Annotated in this window: 18 protein-coding genes; 10 read left to right on the forward strand and 8 right to left on the reverse strand. The window is 68.6% G+C overall.

Annotation, left to right across the window (positions count from 1 at the left end):
* Positions 1-2 precede the first annotated feature (2 nt).
* A complete protein-coding gene (locus LY12_RS21550) occupies positions 3-1,136 on the forward strand; it encodes an FAD-dependent oxidoreductase (protein WP_253859222.1) in 1,134 nt (377 codons plus the stop codon).
* 181 nt (positions 1,137-1,317) lie between these two features.
* Here LY12_RS21550 and LY12_RS21555 read toward each other — a convergent pair whose 3' ends face one another.
* The 3 genes from LY12_RS21555 to LY12_RS21565 are packed head-to-tail and all read right to left on the reverse strand — an operon-like array spanning position 1,318 to position 3,909.
* Positions 1,318-2,046 carry an SDR family NAD(P)-dependent oxidoreductase gene (locus tag LY12_RS21555; protein WP_253859223.1) on the reverse strand — a complete coding sequence of 243 codons (729 nt, stop codon included), beginning with the start codon at positions 2,044-2,046 and terminating at the stop codon, positions 1,318-1,320.
* 57 nt (positions 2,047-2,103) lie between these two features.
* Positions 2,104-3,207, reverse strand: coding sequence for an alanine racemase (locus LY12_RS21560; RefSeq protein ID WP_253859224.1), 1,104 nt, complete (start codon positions 3,205-3,207; stop codon positions 2,104-2,106).
* 33 nt (positions 3,208-3,240) lie between these two features.
* Positions 3,241-3,909, reverse strand: coding sequence for a haloacid dehalogenase type II (locus LY12_RS21565; protein WP_253859225.1), 669 nt, complete (start codon positions 3,907-3,909; stop codon positions 3,241-3,243).
* 343 nt (positions 3,910-4,252) lie between these two features.
* On the opposite strand from LY12_RS21565, the gene LY12_RS21570 reads away from it, so the two are divergent.
* Genes LY12_RS21570 through LY12_RS21585 form a run of 4 tightly spaced genes read left to right on the forward strand, consistent with a single transcriptional unit; the run spans position 4,253 to position 8,386 of the window.
* Positions 4,253-4,978, forward strand: a complete 726-nt coding sequence (locus LY12_RS21570; protein WP_253859226.1) for a GntR family transcriptional regulator — start codon at positions 4,253-4,255, stop codon at positions 4,976-4,978.
* A complete protein-coding gene (locus tag LY12_RS21575; RefSeq protein WP_253859227.1) occupies positions 4,975-5,976 on the forward strand; it encodes an ADP-ribosylglycohydrolase family protein in 1,002 nt (333 codons plus the stop codon). The genes LY12_RS21570 and LY12_RS21575 overlap by 4 nt, the downstream gene beginning before the upstream one ends.
* 23 nt (positions 5,977-5,999) lie before the next feature.
* On the forward strand, positions 6,000-7,469 hold the full coding sequence (locus LY12_RS21580; protein ID WP_253859228.1) for a purine-cytosine permease family protein: 1,470 nt from the start codon (positions 6,000-6,002) through the stop codon (positions 7,467-7,469).
* Positions 7,466-8,386: a PfkB family carbohydrate kinase gene (locus LY12_RS21585; protein ID WP_253859229.1), complete on the forward strand. Its 921-nt coding sequence runs from the start codon at positions 7,466-7,468 to the stop codon at positions 8,384-8,386. The genes LY12_RS21580 and LY12_RS21585 overlap by 4 nt, the downstream gene beginning before the upstream one ends.
* A gap of 145 nt (positions 8,387-8,531) precedes the next feature.
* Here LY12_RS21585 and LY12_RS21590 read toward each other — a convergent pair whose 3' ends face one another.
* Positions 8,532-9,458, reverse strand: coding sequence for a zinc-binding dehydrogenase (locus LY12_RS21590; RefSeq protein WP_372493593.1), 927 nt, complete (start codon positions 9,456-9,458; stop codon positions 8,532-8,534).
* A 53-nt stretch (positions 9,459-9,511) separates the two neighbouring features.
* Here LY12_RS21590 and LY12_RS21595 point away from each other — a divergent pair, with 53 nt between their 5' ends.
* Positions 9,512-10,153 carry a TetR family transcriptional regulator gene (locus LY12_RS21595; protein WP_253859231.1) on the forward strand — a complete coding sequence of 214 codons (642 nt, stop codon included), beginning with the start codon at positions 9,512-9,514 and terminating at the stop codon, positions 10,151-10,153.
* A 459-nt stretch (positions 10,154-10,612) separates the two neighbouring features.
* Here LY12_RS21595 and LY12_RS21600 read toward each other — a convergent pair whose 3' ends face one another.
* The 3 genes from LY12_RS21600 to LY12_RS21610 are packed head-to-tail and all read right to left on the reverse strand — an operon-like array spanning position 10,613 to position 14,000.
* The gene (locus LY12_RS21600; RefSeq protein ID WP_253859232.1) at positions 10,613-11,941 is read right to left on the reverse strand and encodes a dihydrolipoamide acetyltransferase family protein; all 1,329 of its coding nucleotides are present in this window, start codon (positions 11,939-11,941) and stop codon (positions 10,613-10,615) included.
* Entirely contained in the window at positions 11,938-12,924 is a 987-nt protein-coding gene (locus LY12_RS21605; protein WP_253859233.1) for an alpha-ketoacid dehydrogenase subunit beta, read from the reverse strand. The genes LY12_RS21600 and LY12_RS21605 overlap by 4 nt, the downstream gene beginning before the upstream one ends.
* Positions 12,921-14,000: a thiamine pyrophosphate-dependent enzyme gene (locus LY12_RS21610; RefSeq protein ID WP_372493594.1), complete on the reverse strand. Its 1,080-nt coding sequence runs from the start codon at positions 13,998-14,000 to the stop codon at positions 12,921-12,923. Before LY12_RS21610 ends, LY12_RS21605 begins: the two co-directional genes overlap by 4 nt.
* 160 nt (positions 14,001-14,160) lie before the next feature.
* Here LY12_RS21610 and LY12_RS21615 point away from each other — a divergent pair, with 160 nt between their 5' ends.
* Complete coding sequence (locus LY12_RS21615) at positions 14,161-14,613, forward strand: Lrp/AsnC family transcriptional regulator (RefSeq protein WP_253859234.1); 453 nt, start codon at positions 14,161-14,163, stop codon at positions 14,611-14,613.
* A gap of 30 nt (positions 14,614-14,643) precedes the next feature.
* Here the strand turns inward: LY12_RS21615 and LY12_RS21620 are convergent, their stop codons facing one another.
* On the reverse strand, positions 14,644-15,213 hold the full coding sequence (locus LY12_RS21620; protein ID WP_253859235.1) for a GbsR/MarR family transcriptional regulator: 570 nt from the start codon (positions 15,211-15,213) through the stop codon (positions 14,644-14,646).
* Positions 15,214-15,326: 113 nt separating this feature from the next.
* Here LY12_RS21620 and LY12_RS26150 point away from each other — a divergent pair, with 113 nt between their 5' ends.
* Genes LY12_RS26150 through LY12_RS21635 form a run of 3 tightly spaced genes read left to right on the forward strand, consistent with a single transcriptional unit; the run spans position 15,327 to position 19,472 of the window.
* Positions 15,327-16,892 (forward strand): GMC family oxidoreductase, encoded by a 1,566-nt coding sequence (locus LY12_RS26150; RefSeq protein ID WP_253859236.1) that lies wholly within the window; start codon positions 15,327-15,329, stop codon positions 16,890-16,892.
* A gap of 31 nt (positions 16,893-16,923) precedes the next feature.
* Positions 16,924-18,348 carry an aldehyde dehydrogenase family protein gene (locus tag LY12_RS21630; RefSeq protein WP_253859237.1) on the forward strand — a complete coding sequence of 475 codons (1,425 nt, stop codon included), beginning with the start codon at positions 16,924-16,926 and terminating at the stop codon, positions 18,346-18,348.
* Entirely contained in the window at positions 18,345-19,472 is a 1,128-nt protein-coding gene (locus tag LY12_RS21635) for a M20 family metallopeptidase (RefSeq protein ID WP_253859238.1), read from the forward strand. Before LY12_RS21630 ends, LY12_RS21635 begins: the two co-directional genes overlap by 4 nt.
* The last annotated feature ends 80 nt before the right edge of the window (positions 19,473-19,552 follow it).

The following is a 19,552-nucleotide window of genomic DNA, read 5'->3' on the forward strand; positions in this document are numbered from 1 at the left end:
CGATGGACGCACAGATCGCCGTCGTCGGGCTCGGCTCGGTCGGCAGCATGGTGTTGTGGCAGGCGAGTCGGCTCTCGTCGTCGGTCGTGGGATTCGAGGCCGCGGCCCCAGCACATCCGCGCAGCGCGGTCGGCGGCGACACCAGGCTGTTCCGCATGACCTACCGCGACCCACATCCGTACTACCCCCTGCTCACCGATGCCCACAACCTGTGGCGGGAGCTCGAGAAGGACTCCGGCGATTCGGTCCTCCACCAGCACGGCGGCCTGTCGATCGGCGATACGAACGGGGCCTACATTCCCGCACTGTTGAGGTCGATACGTAGGTGCGGGGCCACGCACGAGCTGCTCACCCGCACCCAGGTGGCGGAGCGCTACCCCCAGCACACCTTGTACGACGACGACATCGCGGTGTTCGACCCGTACGCCGGCTTTCTCCGTACGGACACCGCTGTTCTCGCGGCGGTACGAACGGCGCAGGACCGTGGTGCGGAGGTTCTGCGCAACTGCCGGGTGAACTCGATCCGCGAGTTCGGCGACGGCGTCGAACTGTCCGACGGTGAGCGCAGCTGGACGTTCGAGCGGGTCATCATCGCCGGTGGCGGTTGGAGCGGTGAGCTGCTGCCGAGCAGCCTGCGCCCGCACCTGTATCCGGCGCGGATTTATCTCACCTGGTTCCCGGTGCAAGACCCCGCACAGTTCACTCCGGACCGATTCCCGATCTTTGTGCGCATCTCCGGCGACCAATCCCTGTACGGCACGCCGTCGCTCGACGGTTCCACGATCAAGGCGACCCTCGACGGACGATCACAGCCCGCGGACCATGCGTCCACGGTGGACCGCACGCTGACCCACGCCGAAACCGAGGAATCGCGCAGAACCGTCGGCGACTTCTTCTCGGGCGTCGTACCCGAGATCGTCCGCTCCGACAGCTACCCGGACCTCTACACCACCGACCGTGCTCCGCTGGTAGGGCCGGCGCCGGGAAGCTCGCGAACATTCCTCGCGACCGGCTTCTCCGGGGCGGGCTTCAAAATGGCCGCGGCGTTCGGGCGGGTTGCAGCGGAACAAGCGCTCGACACCGCGCCGCACCCGGAAGCGGGATTCGCCTCGCCGGACCGTTTCGCGTCGCGCTGATCGACCACGCGTGCCCGCCGGCGCCGGTGCGACAACGCCCCGGCGACCGCGCGGGCACGCCGTTCAGCGTTTCGGTGCTTCAGCGGTCTGCGGTTCTACGGTTCAGTGCTTCTGCGGCTCCGTGCCTCTGCGGCTCCGTGCTTTTCGGCTCAGCGGTTCAGCGGTTCAGCGGTTCAGCGGTTCAGAAGGCGGTGTATCCGCCGTCCACGGGAAGTACTGCACCGGTGATGTAGCTCGATTCGGGTGACGCGAGGAAGACGACGGAATCGGCGACCTCCTTCGGCGTGGCGAGGCGTTGCAGCGGAATCTGGCTCGCGCGCTCACGCCGGTAGGCCTCCGGGTCGGGCCGGCGCCGGAACGACGCTTCGATCGTCGGGGTCGCCGTCAACCCCGGTGCGACGACATTGACCCGGATGTTCCGCGACGCCCATTCGATCGCTGCTCCCTTGGCGAGCATGATGAGGCCGCCCTTGGCCGCGGAGTACAACGTCTGCCCGGGTGTGGCGACTGTTCCCAGCCGCGAACCCACGCATACGAAGGACCCTCCGGCGTCGGGCATCACAGGCGCGAAATGCTTCATCATCAAGAACGCGCTCAGCAGATTGCTGTCGAGCACGTTCTTCGCCTCGGCATGGGTCGTCTCCGTGAGCGGGCCGCCGGATTGCAGCCCGTGATTGAGAACGACGACGTCGACCCCGCCCATTGCTTCGGCAGCTCGGTGGGCGAGGTCATCGACGAACGACTCGTCGTTGAGGTCGCCCGGCACGTACCCGTCTGCGGGGTGGTCGACATCTTCCCGTCGACCGGTCAGGAACAGACGCGCCCCCTCGGAGCGGCAGCGTTCGGTGATCGCTTCCCCGATTCCGCTACTCGCCCCGGTGACCACGATCCTGAGATTGTCGAGTCTCATGCTGAACCCTCCTTCGCCTTGTTCCGCGCCACCGCCACCGAACGCACACCGGTACGCTCAGTTCAGGAAGCCGCGGGCATCGACCGGCCACCGCTGCAGTGTTGCGCCCTCGCTGTCGGTGACGATGAACTCCTCGAAGTTGGTGACCACCGGACATACGTGGTTGGGCACCACCGGCACGACCTTGCCGGTCTCGGGCTGCGCAGCGTCGGGTGGCAGGGCCACGAACCCGTGGTATTCGTTGAGTTTGGCCAGGACGGCGCCGGTCCCGGCGACGCGGCCGTACCCCTTGTCGCGGTTGCCCTCCCGTCCCAGCGCCTTGGTACCCGCATCGATGATCGCCTGATCGGGAACCCAGTTGCTCACGACGGTGGCAGCGACGAAGAGCGCCACCTGCTCCTCGGCGCACGCGCCGATCCGCGTGTTGTCGAGGTCGCAGAAGACGTACTCGCCGGGGCGGACCTCGGTGATCGGATCGCCGGTCGAGAACTCGACCGTCGGCGTCGACCCCGCGCTGACCACCTCGACGTCGAGGCCGGTCCGCGCGAGCGAGCGAACCGCCTCCGACAGCGCATTCCGCTGGTCGGCCGCCGCGCTCTCCCTGGCGTCCCGGGACGAGCCGTGGCCCGGGTACGTGAAGACTCCCACCGGCACCAGTCCGCGGTCCCGGGCGACGACCGCCACCTCGCCTGCGGCCTCGGGCGGCGTGCCGGACCGTCGCGCACCGCAGTCGACCTCGACCACGAGCTGCAGCCGTTCCGGTTCGTCGCCCATGGCGTCGGCCAACGCCTCGACGGCCGCGACGTTGTCGACACCGACGCGCAGTCGGGTGCTCTCGGCGAGTCGGCGGATACGGTCCCGCTTGGTACCGGCGGGCCACACCGGATACGCAATGAAGATGTCGTCGAACCCTGCCCTGGCGAATACCTCTGCCTCACCCACGTTTCCCGCGGTGATCCCGGAGGCGCCTGCCTCGATCTGCCGTCTCCCGATCTCCACGCATTTGTGGGTCTTCACGTGCGGGCGGAGGCCGAGGCCGCGCTGGGAGGCGAACTCCTGCATCCGGTCGATGTTGTCCTGGACGACGTCGGCCAGCACGATCGGGACCGGTGTGTCGACGCGCTCGACGACCGCGTCGAGCGCTCGCTGCAGCCTATGCACATCGCATCCTACGGCCGGGAGTTCGGCATGGGGTCAACACCGCGGACTGGCGAGCAGATCAGGCAGGTCGGCGATGTCGTCGATCCGTTCGTAGCCGAGCCACGGCTGGGCCGGCTCACGACCCCGGTCCAGGTACACCTTGTTCGTGATGCCGATGTCGTCGGCGGGGCGGAGGTCGTACTTCGGACTCGACGAGACGTGCACGATCTCGTCGGGCGCCACCCCTAGCCGGTCCAGCATGTAGTCGAACGCGCCGAGTCGGGGTTTGTAGACGCCCATCTGCTCGGCAGTGATCACCACGTCGAACGGCGCGCCGAGGTTCTCCACGAGTCGCGGCGCATGCGCATCGTCCGTGTTGGACACGATGACGAGCGAATGGCTTTGTGCCAGGCGGTTGAGCGCCTCGGTGACGCCGGGGTACGGACGCCACGTCGGAATCTCGTCGTACACCGCCTTGGCGTCGTGCTCGTCGCACTCCACGCCGAACCGCCGTGCCGTACGCTCCAACGCACTGCCCACGACGTACTGGAACGACTTCCACTCGCCCATGCACTCGTCGATCCGGTAGGCGTTGCCGACTCGAAGGAATTCCGGGGCGACGTCGGCTGGCAACCGGTCGCCGAGCACCCGCCGAATCACGTCGTTGATACGGAAATCGATCAGGGTGCCGTTCATGTCGAAGGACACAAACTTCGGTTCCACGCCCACTCCCAACCACGCTGTCGAATGGCGACTGTCGACAATCTACGAGCAGCGCGAGTTGCCTGTCAATGCGCCTGCACCGAAGCGAGTCGCGACGTCCGGTTCCGCGAGGACGCGCCCGTGATGGCGTCAGCCGAGTCCTTGCCGCCCACGGAGCTGATCAACGGAGCCGGTCGACGACTCCGGGGCAGCGCCGTGCCGGCGGACCGCGAGAGATCGACTCGTGACCGCCTCCCCCCCCCCTCGACTGGAGTCCGGAACGACGGTGCGACAGCCGACGGCGCCGGCTCGGGCCATCCCCGCGGGACTTGTGCGCACGCCACGGGCCACCTAATGTACAGGTATGAACAGGACTGATCAGGATCGTCCGACGAGATTCAGCAAGCGGGACCGGCTGGTGCACGAACTCGCCCGGCAGATCCATGCGGGGGTGCTGACCCGTGGCCAGCAGCTGCCCGCGGAGCACGAACTCGCGGAGCGGTTCGAGGTCAGCCGCGGAACGGTGCGCAGCGCACTGTCCGAACTCCAGCGCCGCGAACTCATCGCCACCCAGACAGGGGTCGGGTCCTTCGTGACGTTCGACGGCGTCCAGCTGGACCAGGCCGTCGGCTGGGCGACCGCGCTCACGCGGTCGGGTTTCGACATCCGGGCGGAACTGCTCGACATCGAGAAAGCGACCGACCCCGAGTTGAGTGCCCGTTTCGGGGTCGAGGACTTCATCGCGGTCCGCCGACTGCGACGCGATCGGGCCGCGGGCCCGGTGTCCTACGAGGTGGCGCTGGTCCCCGCCATCGGCACGCTCGCCGAGCTGCCGCGGCGCGGGCTCGTCGACGACTCCCTCACCGCGACCCTCACCGCGGCGGGACTGTCTCCAGCACGCGGGGAACAGTGGATCGGCACCGAGTCACTGACCGCGCACACGGCCGAACTGCTCGAGCGACGCGAGGGCGAGCTGTTCCTCCGTGCGGCGCGGACCAGCACCGACTCCGCAGGCGGACTCGTCGAGCACGTCATCAGTCTGCTCGACCCGGCTCGTTTCCAGTTCCACCTGACGTTCGGCACCGCATGATCGGCGGCGACGTCCGTGACCGCGCAGTCGGTGCCTTCGAAGGTCTCGCACTCGGTGACGCACTCGGCATGCCGACCCAGTCGATGTCGCGCGAGTCCATCGCGACCCACTACGGACGAGTCGAAGGGCTGCTCGACGCCGTCGAACACCAGCCCATCTCCCCCGGTCTGCCCGCAGGCACGGTCACCGACGACACCGAGCAGGCGGTCCTGGTCGCACGACTTCTCGTCGAGGGTCGTGGCCGGATAGAGCCGCGCACGTTCGCCCGGGCGTTGCTCGACTGGGAAGCGGACATGATCCGCCGAAACCTCGCAGACCTGCTCGGACCGTCGACGAAGCGGGCACTCGAACTGCTGGAGTCCGGTGTTTCTCCGGAAGAGACGGGCCGGACGGGTACGACCAACGGTGCGGCGATGCGGATCACGCCGGTCGCCATCGCCACGAAACCCGACCTCGATCGGCTCTTGGTCGCGGTCGCCGACGCGAGCAGGCTGACGCACAACACCAGCCTCGGCATCTCGGCGGCCGCGGCCGTCGCTGCCGCGGTCTCGGCCGGGATCGACGGCGCGGACCTCGGCTCGGCGATGAACCACGCGGAACGCGCGGCCGCCGAGGGGGCTTCCCGGGCGCCGTGGGCGGCAGGCGGCGAGATCGCACCACGGATCCGGTGGGCCCGCGCGTGGGTGCGGGAACTGGACACTGCGGCACTCCCGTCGGCGATCGCGGAGGTGATCGGCACGTCGGTGGCCGCGCAGGAGTCGGTCGTGGCCGCGTTCGCGCTCGCCGAGGCCCTGGGTGACCGGCCACTGGATGCCTTGACGCTGGCTGCCGGACTCGGTGGGGACACCGACACGGTGGCCGCCATCTGCGGAGCGATCCTCGGTGCCCGGCACGGAGCCTCGGGACTGCCCGCCGATCTCACCGCCGACGTGCGGAAGGTCAACGATCTCGACCTCGGCGGTGTCGTCGAGGGACTTCTCGAACTGCGCAACAGCTGAGCGCACACAGCAAGGAGGCTGCCGTGAGCACTGCGACCGACACCGGTGTCGACGAGCCCGGTGAGGGTGTCCTCGAGACGCGGGGAATCGAGCCCGTTCCCGAGGGCGAACGCACCGGTCATCCGATGCAGTTGTTCTGGGTCTGGTTCGCCGCGAACATCTCGATCCTGGGGTTGCCACTCGGGGCGACGCTGGTGGCGATTCAGCATCTCGCGTTCTGGCAGGCCGTTCTCGTGGCGATTCTCGGGGCGGTCGGTTCGTTCGCGATCGTCGGTGTCATCTCGATCGCCGGTCGAAGGGGCGGTGCGCCGGGATTGACGTTGTCGCGCGCGGTGTTCGGTGTCCGGGGCAACGCCGGGCCGACGCTGGTGTCGTTGATCTCGCGGCTCGGCTGGGAGACGGTGAACACGACGACGGCGGCGTTCGCGCTGTTGTCGTTGTGCGCCATCGTGTTCGGCACGGACGCAGGCGCGAAGAGCGCGCCGGCGTTGACTCTCGTGTGCATCGGGGTGTTCGTCCTGGCCACAGTGGTCGTGTCAGGTCTGGGCCACCGGGTGCTCGTCGCGGTGCAGCGGTGGTCGACGTGGATCTTCGGTGCGTTGAACGTCGTCGTGGCCGTGAACCTCATCGCCACAGTGGACTGGGCCGCGGTCGGTGCAGCGCAGCCCGCGTCCGTCGGCGCGATGATCGCCGGTGTCGGGACCATCGCGGCGGGCACGGGTATCGGCTGGGCGAACGCCTCGGCGGACATGTCGCGTTACCAGCGGCCGTCGGTGCGCGCGGGGTCGCTCGTGGCGTCCGCGGCTGCGGGGGCGGGAATTCCGCTGGTACTGCTGATCTCGTTGGGCAGTCTGCTGTCCGCGGGCGATCCCACGTTGGCCGAGGCGGGCGATCCGGTGGCCGCGATCCGCGACATGCTGCCGCCGTGGATGGCCGTTCCGTATCTGATCGCCGCGTTCGGCGGGCTGTTGTTGTCGAACCACCTGTCGGTGTACTCGGCGGGGTTGACCACGTTGACGTTGGGCATCCGCACGAAGCGGGTGTATGCGGTGGTTCTCGACGTGGTCGTGACAACGCTCGGTGCGATCTACTTCATGTTGATCGCCGACAGCTTCTACACGCCGTTCATCGCGTTCATCAACCTGCTGGCGATTCCGACGACGGCCTGGGTCGGCGTGTTCCTGGTCGACATGCTGCGGCGCACCCGGTACGACGCGACCGGGTTGATGGATCTGAGCCGGTCGAGTTCGTATTGGTACCGCGGTGGTGTCGAGCCGCGCGCTCTCGGCGCGTGGGCGGTGGCGATCGTGGTCGGTTACCAGTTCATCGTCGCGGGCCCGGCGGGCGATATGTGGTTCAGCGGTGTGTGGGCCGACAGTTGGCTGGGACGTAACGGTTTGGGTTGGATCATCGCGTTCGTCGTGGCCGGTGGGTTGTATGCCGCCTTCGGCGGTCCCCGCTCGCACGCGCGGGAGCAGGAGCGCGCGCAGTGACGGGCCGGTTGGTGCACACCGGCCAGGTCATCCTGGACCTGGTGATGCGAGTGGACTCGTTGCCCGATCCGGGTGGTGACGTGTTGGCCTCGGAGACGGCGTTGTTGCCGGGCGGCGGTTTCAATGTGATGGCCGCCGCGGCCAGGTCGGGAGCGCAGGTCGTGTACGCCGGTGCGCACGGCGCCGGGCAGTTCGGCGACCGCGTGCGGACGTCGTTGCACGAAGAGGGCGTCACCGTGGCGTGCCCGCCGAGCGACGAGAGCGACACCGGCGTGTGTGTCGCACTCGTCGACGACACGGGTGAGCGCACCTTCGTGACGGGCAGCGGCGCAGAAGCCGGGTTGACGGCAGAGCGGCTGGCCGACGTCGAGGCGGGCGCGGGTGATGTGGTGTACGTGAGCGGGTACAGCCTGCTCCACGGCCCCAACAGGAGGGCGCTGGAGGCATGGTTGCCGTCCGTGACGGGTGCGGCGGTGCTGTTGGATCCCGGTCCCCTGGCGTCCCGGATTCCGCGGGAGGTCCTCGATTCGACGCTGTCGCGGGTGGACATTCTCAGTACGAACGCCCGCGAGGCGCGCGGCTTGGCCGGCACCGATGAGCTGGGCGAGGCTGCGGCTGTCCTCATCGACCGGCTGCGTCCGTCGTCGGCAGTCGTGGTGCGCGACGGAGCGGGGGGCTGCCTGGTGGCGACGGGAGGATCGGTCGAGCGGGTCGACGGTTTCCCGGTATCGCCGGTCGATACGAACGGAGCGGGCGACGCCCATTGCGGCGTGCTGGCGGCCATGTTGCTCGACGGGGCGACACTCCGGGAAGCGGCGCGGCGGGCCAATGCGGCAGCAGCGTTGTCGGTGCTTCGCTCGGGCCCGGCGACGGCACCGACCGCAGCCGAGCTCGACGCGTTCCTCCCCGCCGGGTGAGAACCTCGGAGGACGGTGTGTTCAGAACGGTGGTGGTTCGCTTGTACGCGATACCCCGGTGGGAACAAACGCATCCTGCGGAAAGGTTCACACGCATAGCCGGACAGCGTCCAGGCGCGGGTCAACGATGTTCGATCAGGCGCAGTCAACGCACGTGAATCCGGAGTATCGCCTTGCCCCGCCATTGCCCACTGCGCAGAGTCGCTAAGTCGCCCCGCAACTCTTCTCGGTGGTCGATAGTCGGGTGCAGCCGGCCCTGGTTCGCGAGCCCGAGCAGGAAGCTGATGTCACTGCCGAGCTCGGTGCCTTCCTCGGGCAAGAAGAACGTCCGGACGGTACGACCCGAGCGTCCCCAGTCGCCCAGGAGGTCATCGGCGGCAAGGACAGTGTCCTGTCCGCTGGCTCGACCTACAGAGACCACCGTTCCGCCGGCCGCCGTCAGCCGGAAGGCCTGGGCCAGAGCGGGCCCTCCGACGTTGTCAACGACGCCGTGCACGAGCCCGAGCTCGGCAGTGACGCTATCTACCGCGACGGTCGCGCCGAGTTCACGCAACCGCGGAAACGCTACCGGGTTCCGAGCGGTCGCGATAATCTCCGAGGCCCCGGCGACGGCGGCGAGTTGTACGGCAAAGCCTCCCACCGCTCCCGTTGCTCCGGTGATCAGGAGCCGCCGGCCGAGGAGTGGGCCCACGGCGCGGAGGGCCCGCAATGCCGAGACTCCGGCCAGAGGCAGCGTCGCAGCAGCGTCCGTGTCCATCCCGTCTGGCACGACTGCGAGCTGACTGGTCGGTATGGCGGCGAATTCGGCCCATGTGCCACTCATCGCCAGCCCGGTCACCCGAGTACCCACCGCTGGACCCGATCCGTCCGCCGCAGCCCTCGCGACCGTCCCGGCGGCGTCGTAGCCGAGCACCGTTCCAGGCGGCGCGTGCCCGGCGCGGTGGAGATCGGTCGGATTCACCGATGCGAATGCGACTTCGACCAGCGCTTCTGAGTCGCCGGGACGTGGAGGTGGAACATCGGCTAGGCAGAATCCACCGACCGCCGAGGGGTCAGCCACGAGAGCATGCATGCCGATATACTGGCACAGTATGCCACATGGCGCACTGTGTCATAATGCGAGATATGAGCCCCGCCAACCCCGCGTCGAATCTCCGAGAGACGAAGAAGCACCGCACACGAGGCCGCATCATCGACGCGGTGCTCAGACTGGGCACCGACGACGGCCTCGAAGCGACAACGATCGCCGCGATCGCCGCCGAAGCAGACATCGGACCGAGGACGTTCTTCCGCTTCTTCCCCACGAAGGAGGCCGCCGTCGTGGCCCCCGAAGAGGAGCTCTTTCGGAATCTCTTGGACGCACTCGGCGATGTTGGCCCGACTGAGCTACTCGGGACCGCCTTCTCGCGTGCTTTCGACATCGCTCTGGGGCGGCTCGACACCTCGTGGCGGCACCGATTCAGGGGTGCGGCTCAGCTTCTCGAGAGCAGCCCTTCCGCGAACGCGGCGGCGATGGTGTTATGCGCGCGGACACGCGAGCAACTACACGCGATCCTCCGAGATTCCCTCCAGGAGGCACCACAGCACGTCATCGAGTTGGCGTTGGAGGGTGTGCTGAGCGCCTGGCGACTGGCTCGCCGCGACTGGATAGCCGAGGGAAGCACGGATCCGGCAAGACTCCACGCCCTGATCAGGCGGAACATGCAAACCCTTGAAGAGCGACCTCTCGCAGAGCTCACGTTCAGTGGCGGCGCGACCGGATCCTGACCCCACCGGACGGGGGCGGATACCAGCGTTCCCATTCCCGGCGCCGACACCTATGTCAGTCGCCGAGAGGGCCTCGAGCAAGGTGTCGACGTTGTGCTGACTGGTCTCGACGTCGCCGGCGACGATTACCGACGGAGAGAGCGTTGGCCAAGCGAACCGCCGAATCGCTCGCGCCGATGAGGTCACGAACCGTGGCGAACTCTACCCAGTCGGCCCCTGCAGCAGCGCACACGCCGCCAGCCGCGGCCCGGTCTCCAGAAGGGAACACCGCAACGTGATCGAACGCCGCTACTGCCATCCCGAACAGTGGCGAGGCCTGGCCAGCGCGGCAGCAGCGGCGTTCGCCGACACCGTTACCGGCATGTACGAGGACATCCGGTCACGATGAACACCGAGCCGACGAAGGACGATTCTTCGGCCTGCCGGCCGACGACCGTGCCGTAGCCACAGAGCTTGCGCTCACAGCTCGGCCATTGCGGATACCGGTGATTCGATCGCGTCCGCGACGAAGCGGAGGAATCCGCCCGCGGTGCCGCCGTCGCAGACTCGGTGGTCGAAGACGAGTGACAGTTGCACGATGCTGCGCGGTACCACCGCGTCGTCGACGACCCACGGGCGGCGGATGATCCGCCCCATCCCGAGGATGGCGACCTCGGGATGGTTGATGATCGCCGCGCTGCCGTCCACGCCGAGCACGCCGTAATTGTTCAGTGTGAAGGAGCTGGTGGTGAGCTCGTCGGGCTGCACCGTGCCGTCGCGGGCCGCTGTCGTGAGCCGCCGGATCTCGGTGTCGAGTCCCCGCATGCCGAGGCGGTGCGCGTCACGGACGGCCGGGACCAGCAGTCCGCGGTCGGTCTGGGCGGCCAACCCCAGATTGATCCCGTCGAAGTGGGTGATCTCCTGCCGCGCGGTGTCCACTCGCGAGTTCAGTTCCGGGAATCGGGTCAGGCCTGCGACGACGAAGCGCGCCACCATGGCGAGGATGCCCGGCGCCGGGTCCGGATGGCCGAGTGTCCGGCGCAGTTCGAGCAGCTCCGTGACGTCCACGTCGACCCACGTGGTCGCTTCCGGGATCTCGCTGCGGCTCCGGCTCAACGTGGCTGCGACGGCCCTACGCAGCCCGGTCAGTGGCACCCGAGTGCGGATGGGAAGTCCCGTCCGGCCATCGGTGCCGGTGCCCACGTGTTCGGCGTGCGACGCGGCCTGCGAGAGCGGCCGTCCAACCATCTCCACGTCGCCACGGGTGATCAGCCCGCCAGGACCACTGCCGGTCACCGTGGTCAGATCGACGCCGCGCTCGCGAGCGAGCTTGCGCACGATGGGCGATTGCACGGGTCGCCGCGGCGGGACCGCTGTGGCCGTCGACAACGGCGTGCTCGCGTCGGCGAGAGCCGTCGGTTGCGGCGCAGGCTCACGTTTCTTCGCGGTGCGGCGACGCCGTGCAGCGCCGTCGCCGGTGCCGTAGCCGATGAGCACATTGCCCGATCCGGCACGCTCCTCCGCCACGTACCGGTCAGCTGCCGCCGAGTCGACGTCGCCGGTGGCCGGCGGCACGTCGACCGTGATCAGCGGCCGGCCGACCTGCACGGTCGAGCCCTCGTCGCCGTGCAGCCGCGTGATCCGGCCTTCGAACGGTGAGGGAACCTCCACCGAGGCCTTCGCCGTCTCGACCTCCGCCACCGGAGCATCGACAGCGACGACGTCGCCCACCTTCACGAGCCACTGCAGCAGCGTCGCCTCGGTCAATCCCTCACCGAGGTCAGGCAAGGTGAAGACTTCTTCGCTCACAGCGCGTCCTCCCACTGAAGCTCGTCGACCGCATCGAGAATCCGCGCGGTGTCCGGCAGGTGAAAATGCTCGAGCTTCGGCGCAGGGTACGGAATGTCGAAGCCGGTGACCCGCCGGACCGGCGCTTCCAGGTAGTGGAAGCAGTGCTCCGTCACCCGTGCCGCGATCTCCGAGGCGACCGACGCGAAGCCGGGCGCCTCGGCTACGACCACGGCTCGTCCCGTGTGCTTGACCTGCTCGCACACGGTGTCGTCGTCGAACGGCACGATTGACCGCAGATCGACGACGCCGAGGTCACGTCCCTCGGTGGCCGCTTCTTCCGCTGCGGCGAGCGCGATGGGAACCGACGGACCGTACGCGATCAGGGTGGCGTCCCGGCCGTTGCGCACCACGGCCGCGCGGCCGATCGTCGAATCGGCCGCGGCGAGATCGACCGCCTCGTTGCTGAAGTAGTGACGCTTCGGCTCCAGATACACGACCGGGTCGGGCGACTCGATCGCGGCACGCAGCAGCGCGTACGCATCGGTGTTGTTGGCTGGGGCGAGGACCGTCAGACCCGCGGTATGGGCGTAGTAGGCCTCCGACGAGTCGCAATGGTGCTCGACGCCCCCGATCCCGCCCGCATACGGAATCCGGATGACCATCGGCAGCCTGAGCCTGCCCCGCGTCCGGTTGCCGAACTTCGCGACGTGACTGACGACCTGCTCGAACGCCGGATAGGCGAAGGCATCGAATTGCATCTCGACGACCGGACGCATGCCGTTCATGGCCATCCCGGCGGCCATCCCCACGATGCCCGACTCGGCGAGCGGAGTGTCGAAACAGCGGTCCTCACCGAAGTCGTGGGTCAGCCCCTCCGTCACGCGGAAGACACCGCCCAGCGGACCGACATCCTCACCGAACACCACGACCGACTCGTCCGCGGTCATGGCATCTCGCAACGCACTGTTGATCGCCTGCGCCATGGTCATCTTTGCGGTCATCGCGCCTCCTCGACGTCGAACTCGGCCTGCAGCGCGGCCCGCTGCTGCACGAGCTGCTGGGTCGGGGTGGCGTAGACGTGCGCGAACAGCTCACCCGGATCCGGGGCGACGTCGACACCGAGTCCCTCCCGTACCCGGGCGGCCATGCGGTCGGCGTCGGTGGTGAACTCCGCCTCGATGTCGTCGTCGAGCACACCCACGCCGCGCAAGTAGGCAGATACTCGGGTGAGCGGGTCGCGCCCTGCCCACTCGTCCACCTCGTCGGCCGTGCGGTAGCGCGTCGCGTCGTCGGCGTTGGTATGTGCCTCCACGCGGTAGGTGTCGGCTTCCACGAGGGTCGGACCCGCTCCCCTGCGCCCCCGTTCGACTGCGTCACCGAGCACTGTGGACAGTGCGGCGAGGTCGTTGCCGTCGACCCGAACACCCGGCATGCCGTAACCGACAGCCTTCGAAGCCAAGGATGGTGCCACCGATTGGCGTGCGAGCGGAACGGAGATCGCATATTTGTTGTTCTGCACGAAGAACACCACCGGCGCGGCGAACACGGCCGCGAAGTTGCAGGCCTCGTGAAAGTCGCCCTCGCTCGTCGCCCCGTCGCCGCAGAGCGCCATGACAACGGTGTCCTCACCCTTGAGCCGCGCCGCATGTGCCACCCCCACAGCGTGCAGCAACTGGGTCGCCAAGGGGGTGGCCTGCGGAGCAACCCGATGCCGCGCCGCGTCGTAGCCGCAGTGCCAGTCGCCCTTCAGCATGCTCAGGACCTCGACCGGGTCGACACCCCGCGTGGCGATCGCGACCGCGTCCCGATAGGTCGGGAACAACCAGTCGCCTTCGGACAGTGCCGCGGCACAAGCGACCTGGCATGCCTCCTGGCCCCGCGACGACGGATAGACGGCCAATCTGCCCTGCCGGACGAGCGCACCGGCCAGCTCGTTGAGCCGGCGGCCGTGTACGAGCTGCCGGTACCCCGCCAACAGTCCATCCGCATCCGGCCGGTCAGCTCCGTCGGCGAGATCGCCCGCTTCGTCCAGAACCCGCATCGTGGCCGACGCCGCGTCACGCTGGTCGCTACTCATTCCGCTCCTCCGCCGCGAGACAAACGTATCGAGAGCGTGGCAGGATCGCTGTCCAGCTGACTACGTCACGGTTCAAACTTGAGATGATCGACTGCGTAGCTTGTTCAAAAGAAGCCAATTGGACAGCAATGCACTGGCATCAGCCCGGGAAGTGAGACCATTGGACACCGCAATCGATGACACAGACCGCCGCATCGTCGCCGAACTACAAGCCGACGGCCGCCTGTCCGGCCGAGCACTCGCCGAACGCGTCTCCATTTCCCGCGCCAACGCCTACACACGCCTCGAACGGCTCGTTCAGGACGGCGTCATCACCGGATTCACGGCCACCGTGGACCCGGCGAAACTCGGACTGACAACCTCGGCCTACGTCACCCTGACCGTCCGGCAGAACAGCTGGCGCGATCTGAAGGACCGGCTACGCACCATCCCCGAGGTCCGCCACATGGCGTTGACCGGCGGCGAGTTCGACGTGATCCTCCTGATCAGAGCAGCCGACAACGACGCACTCCGCCGCGTCGTACTCGAGCAACTGCAAGCGATCCCCGGCGTGCTCGGCACCCGCACCTTCCTCGTCTTCGAGGACGACACCAACCACCGGCCGGGCGGCTGAGTTCGCGTCAACCCGGGAACGGCGTCGACCTCACCGCTCGGGTTCTCCGTCGTCCCCGCCCGCGGTGCGGTCCCGAGCATCCTCATGGCCAGGGTCGTCGTGCTCCCGGAGCGCCCTGTACTCGCCGAGGAGTGTTTCGAGGCGCTGCACCATGAAGGTGTAGAACTCCTGCATGTCGCGCAGCCGTGCGCGCTGGCGCTCGGGTAACGCCGCGTCCCGCGCCTGCGCGTTCTCCGCCAGCGCCAGCAGGTCGGTCGTCCCCTCGATCTGGTGCTGCAAACAGCCGATCCAGGCATCGTCGCGCCACTCGTACACGTAGTGACGAGACCCCGGTTCCTTGAAACGCCGGACGGTCCCGCTCAACACCAGCAGGCGCGTCGTCTCGGACATCGAACCCTTGCTCGCGTGGAGAGCGTCTTGGAGCTGCGTCATCGTCATGGGGCTCTCGCTGAGCATCAGCACCCCCGCGGCGCGCCCGGCCATCGGCGGCCAGCCCATTGCGCGCCCGATGTACAGGCCGAAGTCGTCGATCAGGGAGTCGGCATCGTCGGGAGGATCGTCGCCGACACGGCTGGACACCACCGAACTCCAATCGGTCAATCAGAAATGAAAATTCACTATTGACTGAACTTAATCTGGGGAGAAGTATACGGCCCAGCAACGGTCCGGAGATCCCCGGCCCGTACTCCTGATCCGAGCACAGGAGGTTCACCGTGACAGACCCGGGCTGGGACATCATCGTCGTAGGAGCGGGCTCCGCGGGCGCGGCCCTCGCCGCTCGCTCCGCCGAGCGCGGCAAGCGCGTGCTGCTCCTGGAAGCCGGTCCCGACTACCGGACGGCGCAGATGCCTGAGGCATGGCGGTCGCCGAACCCCGCCCGCGCGCTGATGGATCCCGCCGCCGTGGCCGGCCTGGTCTGGGAGGGCGTGAACTCGGCTCGGACGGACAAGCAGCCCCAGGCACCGTACTGGCGCGGCCGGGGTGCGGGCGGCAGTTCGTCGATCAACGGGCAGATCGCCATCCGCCCGCCGATGGAGGACTTCGAGGACTGGGCCGCCGCCGGATGCACCGGCTGGTCACCCGAGGACGTCCTGCCCTACTTCGCGAAGCTCGAGGACGACGAGGAGTTCGGGGACGAGCCCTACCACGGGCGCGGCGGACCGACGCCGATATTCCGAACGCCGCAGGACAAGTGGGGCGGGGTGGACGGCGCACTGTCAGCGGCCGCCCAGGCCGCCGGGCACCCCTGGGCGCCGGACGTGAACGCGCCCCGTGCGGCCGGGGTCTCGCCGTACCCGATCAACTCGCGCGGCGGCCGCCGGGTCACGGTCAACGACGGCTACCTCGAACCGGTTCGGTCACTGGCCGGGCTCACCGTCCGCGGCGACACGCTGGTCGACCGGGTCGTCGTCGAGGGTGGCCGGGCTGTCGGCGTCCGCGTGATCACCGGCGGCACGACGACGACCGAGTACGCCGACGAGATCGTGCTCAGCGCCGGTGTGGTCCACTCCCCGGCGATTCTGCTGCGCTCGGGCATCGGCCCGGCGGCGGATCTGCACCACCTCGACCTCCCGGTTCTGGCGGACCTCCCGGTCGGCCGCGGTATGCAGGACCATCCGATGATGGTCGTCGGGTTGCCGCTGACCGCGGAGGCCGCGATCAAGACCGACGACGACCGCCACACCAACGTCTGTGTCCGCTACAGCAGCGGCGCGCCCGGCGCGGCCCCTCACGACATGATGTTGGTGTCACTGAACATGAACGTGCTGTCCATGGCCAGCGCCGACACGCGGTCCCCGATGGGCGGCTTCGGGGTGTGGCTGAACCACAACCACTCGCGCGGAGTGCTGACGCTGACCTCCACCGACCCGCAGGCTCAGCCCGAAGTCCGGGAGCGGATGCTGTCGGACGGCCGGGACCTCGCGCGACTGCGCGACGGTGTCCGCGCCCTGGTGGAGCTGGCTCGCGGCCCTGAGGCCGCGACCGTCGTCGGCGGGTCGGTCGAGGACAGCAACAGCGATCTGTTCGCGGTGCTGGACAACGATGCCGAGCTCGACGACCACCTGTTGGCGACCGCGGTGGACGCCCAGCACGGCACCAGCACGTGCCGGATGGGGGCGACCGACGACGACTCCGCGGTGGTCGACCCGTCCTGCCGCGTGCGCGGCGTCGACGGGCTTCGCGTGGTCGACGCATCGATTTTCCCGTCCGTGCCGCGGGCCAACACCAACGTGGCATCGATCATGCTCGGCGAACTGATGGCCGACCGGCTCGGCTGACCACCCGCCGACCCGGCGAAGGAGTATCCCGGTGAAGACCCTGCAGAACCTGATCGGCGGACGCTGGCGGGACACCCGCGGCGAGGCGTTCCACGACGTGATCGACCCCGCCACCGAGGAGGTCACGGCCCGGTGCCCCAGCGGATCACCCGAGGACGTCCGCCAGGCAGTGGCAGCGGCCGTCGAAGCACAACCCGCTTGGGCGGCACTACCTGTGGCGGAGCGCGTAGCGCGGTTGACGCAGTGGGCGGACGCCGTCGCCGAGCACGCACCCGAGCTGGCAGAGGTCGAGTGTCGCGAGATGGGCAAACCCGTCGCTCTCGGCACCGGCTTCATCGGCGCGGCGGCGCAGCTGTTCAAGACGGCCGTGGCCGAGGCCCTGGACTACCCGTTCGACAAGACGGTCGCCGGGCCGGACGGGAGCAGCACCACGCTCCTGCGCCATCCGCTCGGCGTCGCCGCCGTCATCGTGCCGTGGAACTTCCCGGTGCCCATGACGCTCGGTGCGCTCGGCCCGTTGCTCGCCGCGGGTAACACCGTCGTGCTCAAGCCTTCCGAGCGGTCGCCGATGTCGGCGGCGCGGTTGCTGGAGCTGGCCGACCTGCCACCCGGGACGGTCAACCTCGTGCATGGCGACTCCCGGGCCGGTGTGCCGCTCGTTGCCGACGAGCGGATCGGGCTGGTGCACTTCACCGGCTCGGTCGAGGCGGGCCGGGCGGTGGGCCGGGAGAGCGGAGCTCTGCTGCGCCGCTCGATCCTCGAACTCGGCGGCAAGGACCCCGTCGTCGTCGACGCGGGCGTCGACCCGGCCGCGACCGCCGCGGCGGTCGCGTTCGGCGCGTTCGCCAACTCCGGCCAGATCTGCACGTCCATGGAACGCATCTACGTCCACCGCGACATCGCCGAGGAGTTCATCGACGCCCTCGTCGACGTCGCGGGAACGTACACCCTCGGAGACGGGCGCGACGAGGCCACTGTTCTGGGGCCGCTGGTGGACCGGCGGCAACGCGACATCGTGGCACGGCACGTCGCGGACGCAGTCGAACGCGGCGCGACCGTCCGAACCGGAGGGAAGGAACCGGGCGGACAGGGCTACTTCTACCCCGCCACCGTCCTCACCGATGTGGACGACTCCATGCTCGTCATGAGCGAGGAGACCTTCGGCCCCCTCGCCCCGGTAGTCGTCGTGTCCTCCTTCGAGGAAGGCCTGGCGGAAGCGACCAAGACCCGATTCGGGCTTGCCGCCACCGTGTACACCGCCGACCCCGAGCACATGGTCGCCGCGCGCCGTATCCCCGCCGGGGTGGTGTGGGTCAACCAGTGGCAGGGCGGCGGTCCCGGGATGGTGTACGAACCGGCCGGCGACAGCGGCATGGGCGCCACCGGGTCCCGAGCGGCCTACGACGCGGCCACCCGCCCGACTTCCGTCCACATTGCACCGACCGAGGACACATGACCGCTGACGCCAAGCAGTACGCCGCAGATACGGTCGAGGCCTGGCGCGACCGGCTCATCGAGCTGTCTCATCGCATCCACGCCCACCCGGAACTCGCGTTCGAGGAGGAGCAGGCGAGCGCGTGGGTGGCGGAGGCGCTGACCGTGGCCGGGTTCGAGGTGGAGCACGGCTGCTACGGCCTTCCCACCGCTGTCCACGCGACCGCCGGAACAGGTCCGCTGCACATCGGGATCTGCGCCGAGTACGACGCCCTCCCCGATATCGGCCACGCCTGCGGCCACAACATCATCGCCGCCGCGGCGGTCGGGGCCGGAGCGGCGCTCGCCAAGCTGGCCGACGACCTGGGGCTGACGGTGACCGTCCTCGGTACCCCGGCGGAGGAAGGTGGCGGAGGCAAGGTCCTCATGCTCGAACGCGGAGCATTCGAGGGGATGGACGCGGCAATGATGGTCCATCCCGGCGCGGTGGAAATGGCCGCGATGCCCGGGCTCGCCGTCTCGCAGTTCGAGATCGCCTACCGCGGGACACCCGCGCACGCGGGAGCCTATCCGCAGTACGGCGTCAACGCCGCCGATGCGATGACCCTCGCGCAGGTCGCGGTCGGGTTGCTGCGTCAGCAGACTGGTCCGGACGACCGCATCGCCGGCATCGTCACGGAGGCCGGCACCGCGGCCAACATCATTCCCGACGCGAGCCGCGGAGAGTGGATCGTCCGATCGTCCACACTGGAATCGCTCTCCCGGCTCAAGCAACGCGTGCAGCACTGCTTCGAGGCAGGCGCGCTGGGTACCGGATGTGAACTGACCACCACACCGATCTCCCTCGACTACGCCGACCTGCGTCCCGACGCGGCCATGTTGGAGATGTACCGGGCCAATGCCGAGGTGCTCGGGCGTGTCTTCCCGGACCTGTCCGGCGGCTCCCCGGCCGGTGCGGCGACCGACATGGGTAACGTCTCCCATGTCGTTCCCACCATCCACCCGATGCTCGGGCTGGACTGCCTGCCCGCCGTGAACCATCAACCCGACTTCACTGCGGCCTGCATCAACCAGGCCGCCGACAAGGCCGTACTCGACGGCGCCACCGCGATGGCATGGACGGCGATCGACCTCGCACGCGCCTGAGATGGGACTGTCGTGCTTTCGGTGTGTGGAGCGGTATCCGGCGTTACAGGTCGACGCGACCCACGTGAGGATCCGCGAGA

The sequence above is a fragment of the Prauserella alba genome (assembly GCF_024171735.1).
GTDB classification, from domain to species: domain Bacteria; phylum Actinomycetota; class Actinomycetes; order Mycobacteriales; family Pseudonocardiaceae; genus Prauserella; species Prauserella alba.

Excerpts from the sequence above, each read along its gene's own strand:
- LY12_RS21550 (WP_253859222.1), top strand. The coding sequence starts at position 3 with ATGGACGCACAGATCGCCGTCGTCGGGCTCGGCTCGGTCGGCAGCATG.
- LY12_RS21575 (WP_253859227.1), top strand. The coding sequence starts at position 4,975 with ATGATCGGCGGCGACGTCCGTGACCGCGCAGTCGGTGCCTTCGAAGGT.
- LY12_RS21555 (WP_253859223.1), bottom strand. The coding sequence starts at position 2,046 with ATGAGACTCGACAATCTCAGGATCGTGGTCACCGGGGCGAGTAGCGGA.
- LY12_RS21590 (WP_372493593.1), bottom strand. The coding sequence starts at position 9,458 with ATGCATGCTCTCGTGGCTGACCCCTCGGCGGTCGGTGGATTCTGCCTA.
- LY12_RS21570 (WP_253859226.1), top strand. The coding sequence starts at position 4,253 with ATGAACAGGACTGATCAGGATCGTCCGACGAGATTCAGCAAGCGGGAC.
- LY12_RS21595 (WP_253859231.1), top strand. The coding sequence starts at position 9,512 with ATGAGCCCCGCCAACCCCGCGTCGAATCTCCGAGAGACGAAGAAGCAC.
- LY12_RS21610 (WP_372493594.1), bottom strand. The coding sequence starts at position 14,000 with ATGAGTAGCGACCAGCGTGACGCGGCGTCGGCCACGATGCGGGTTCTG.
- LY12_RS21635 (WP_253859238.1), top strand. The coding sequence starts at position 18,345 with ATGACCGCTGACGCCAAGCAGTACGCCGCAGATACGGTCGAGGCCTGG.
- LY12_RS21605 (WP_253859233.1), bottom strand. The coding sequence starts at position 12,924 with ATGACCGCAAAGATGACCATGGCGCAGGCGATCAACAGTGCGTTGCGA.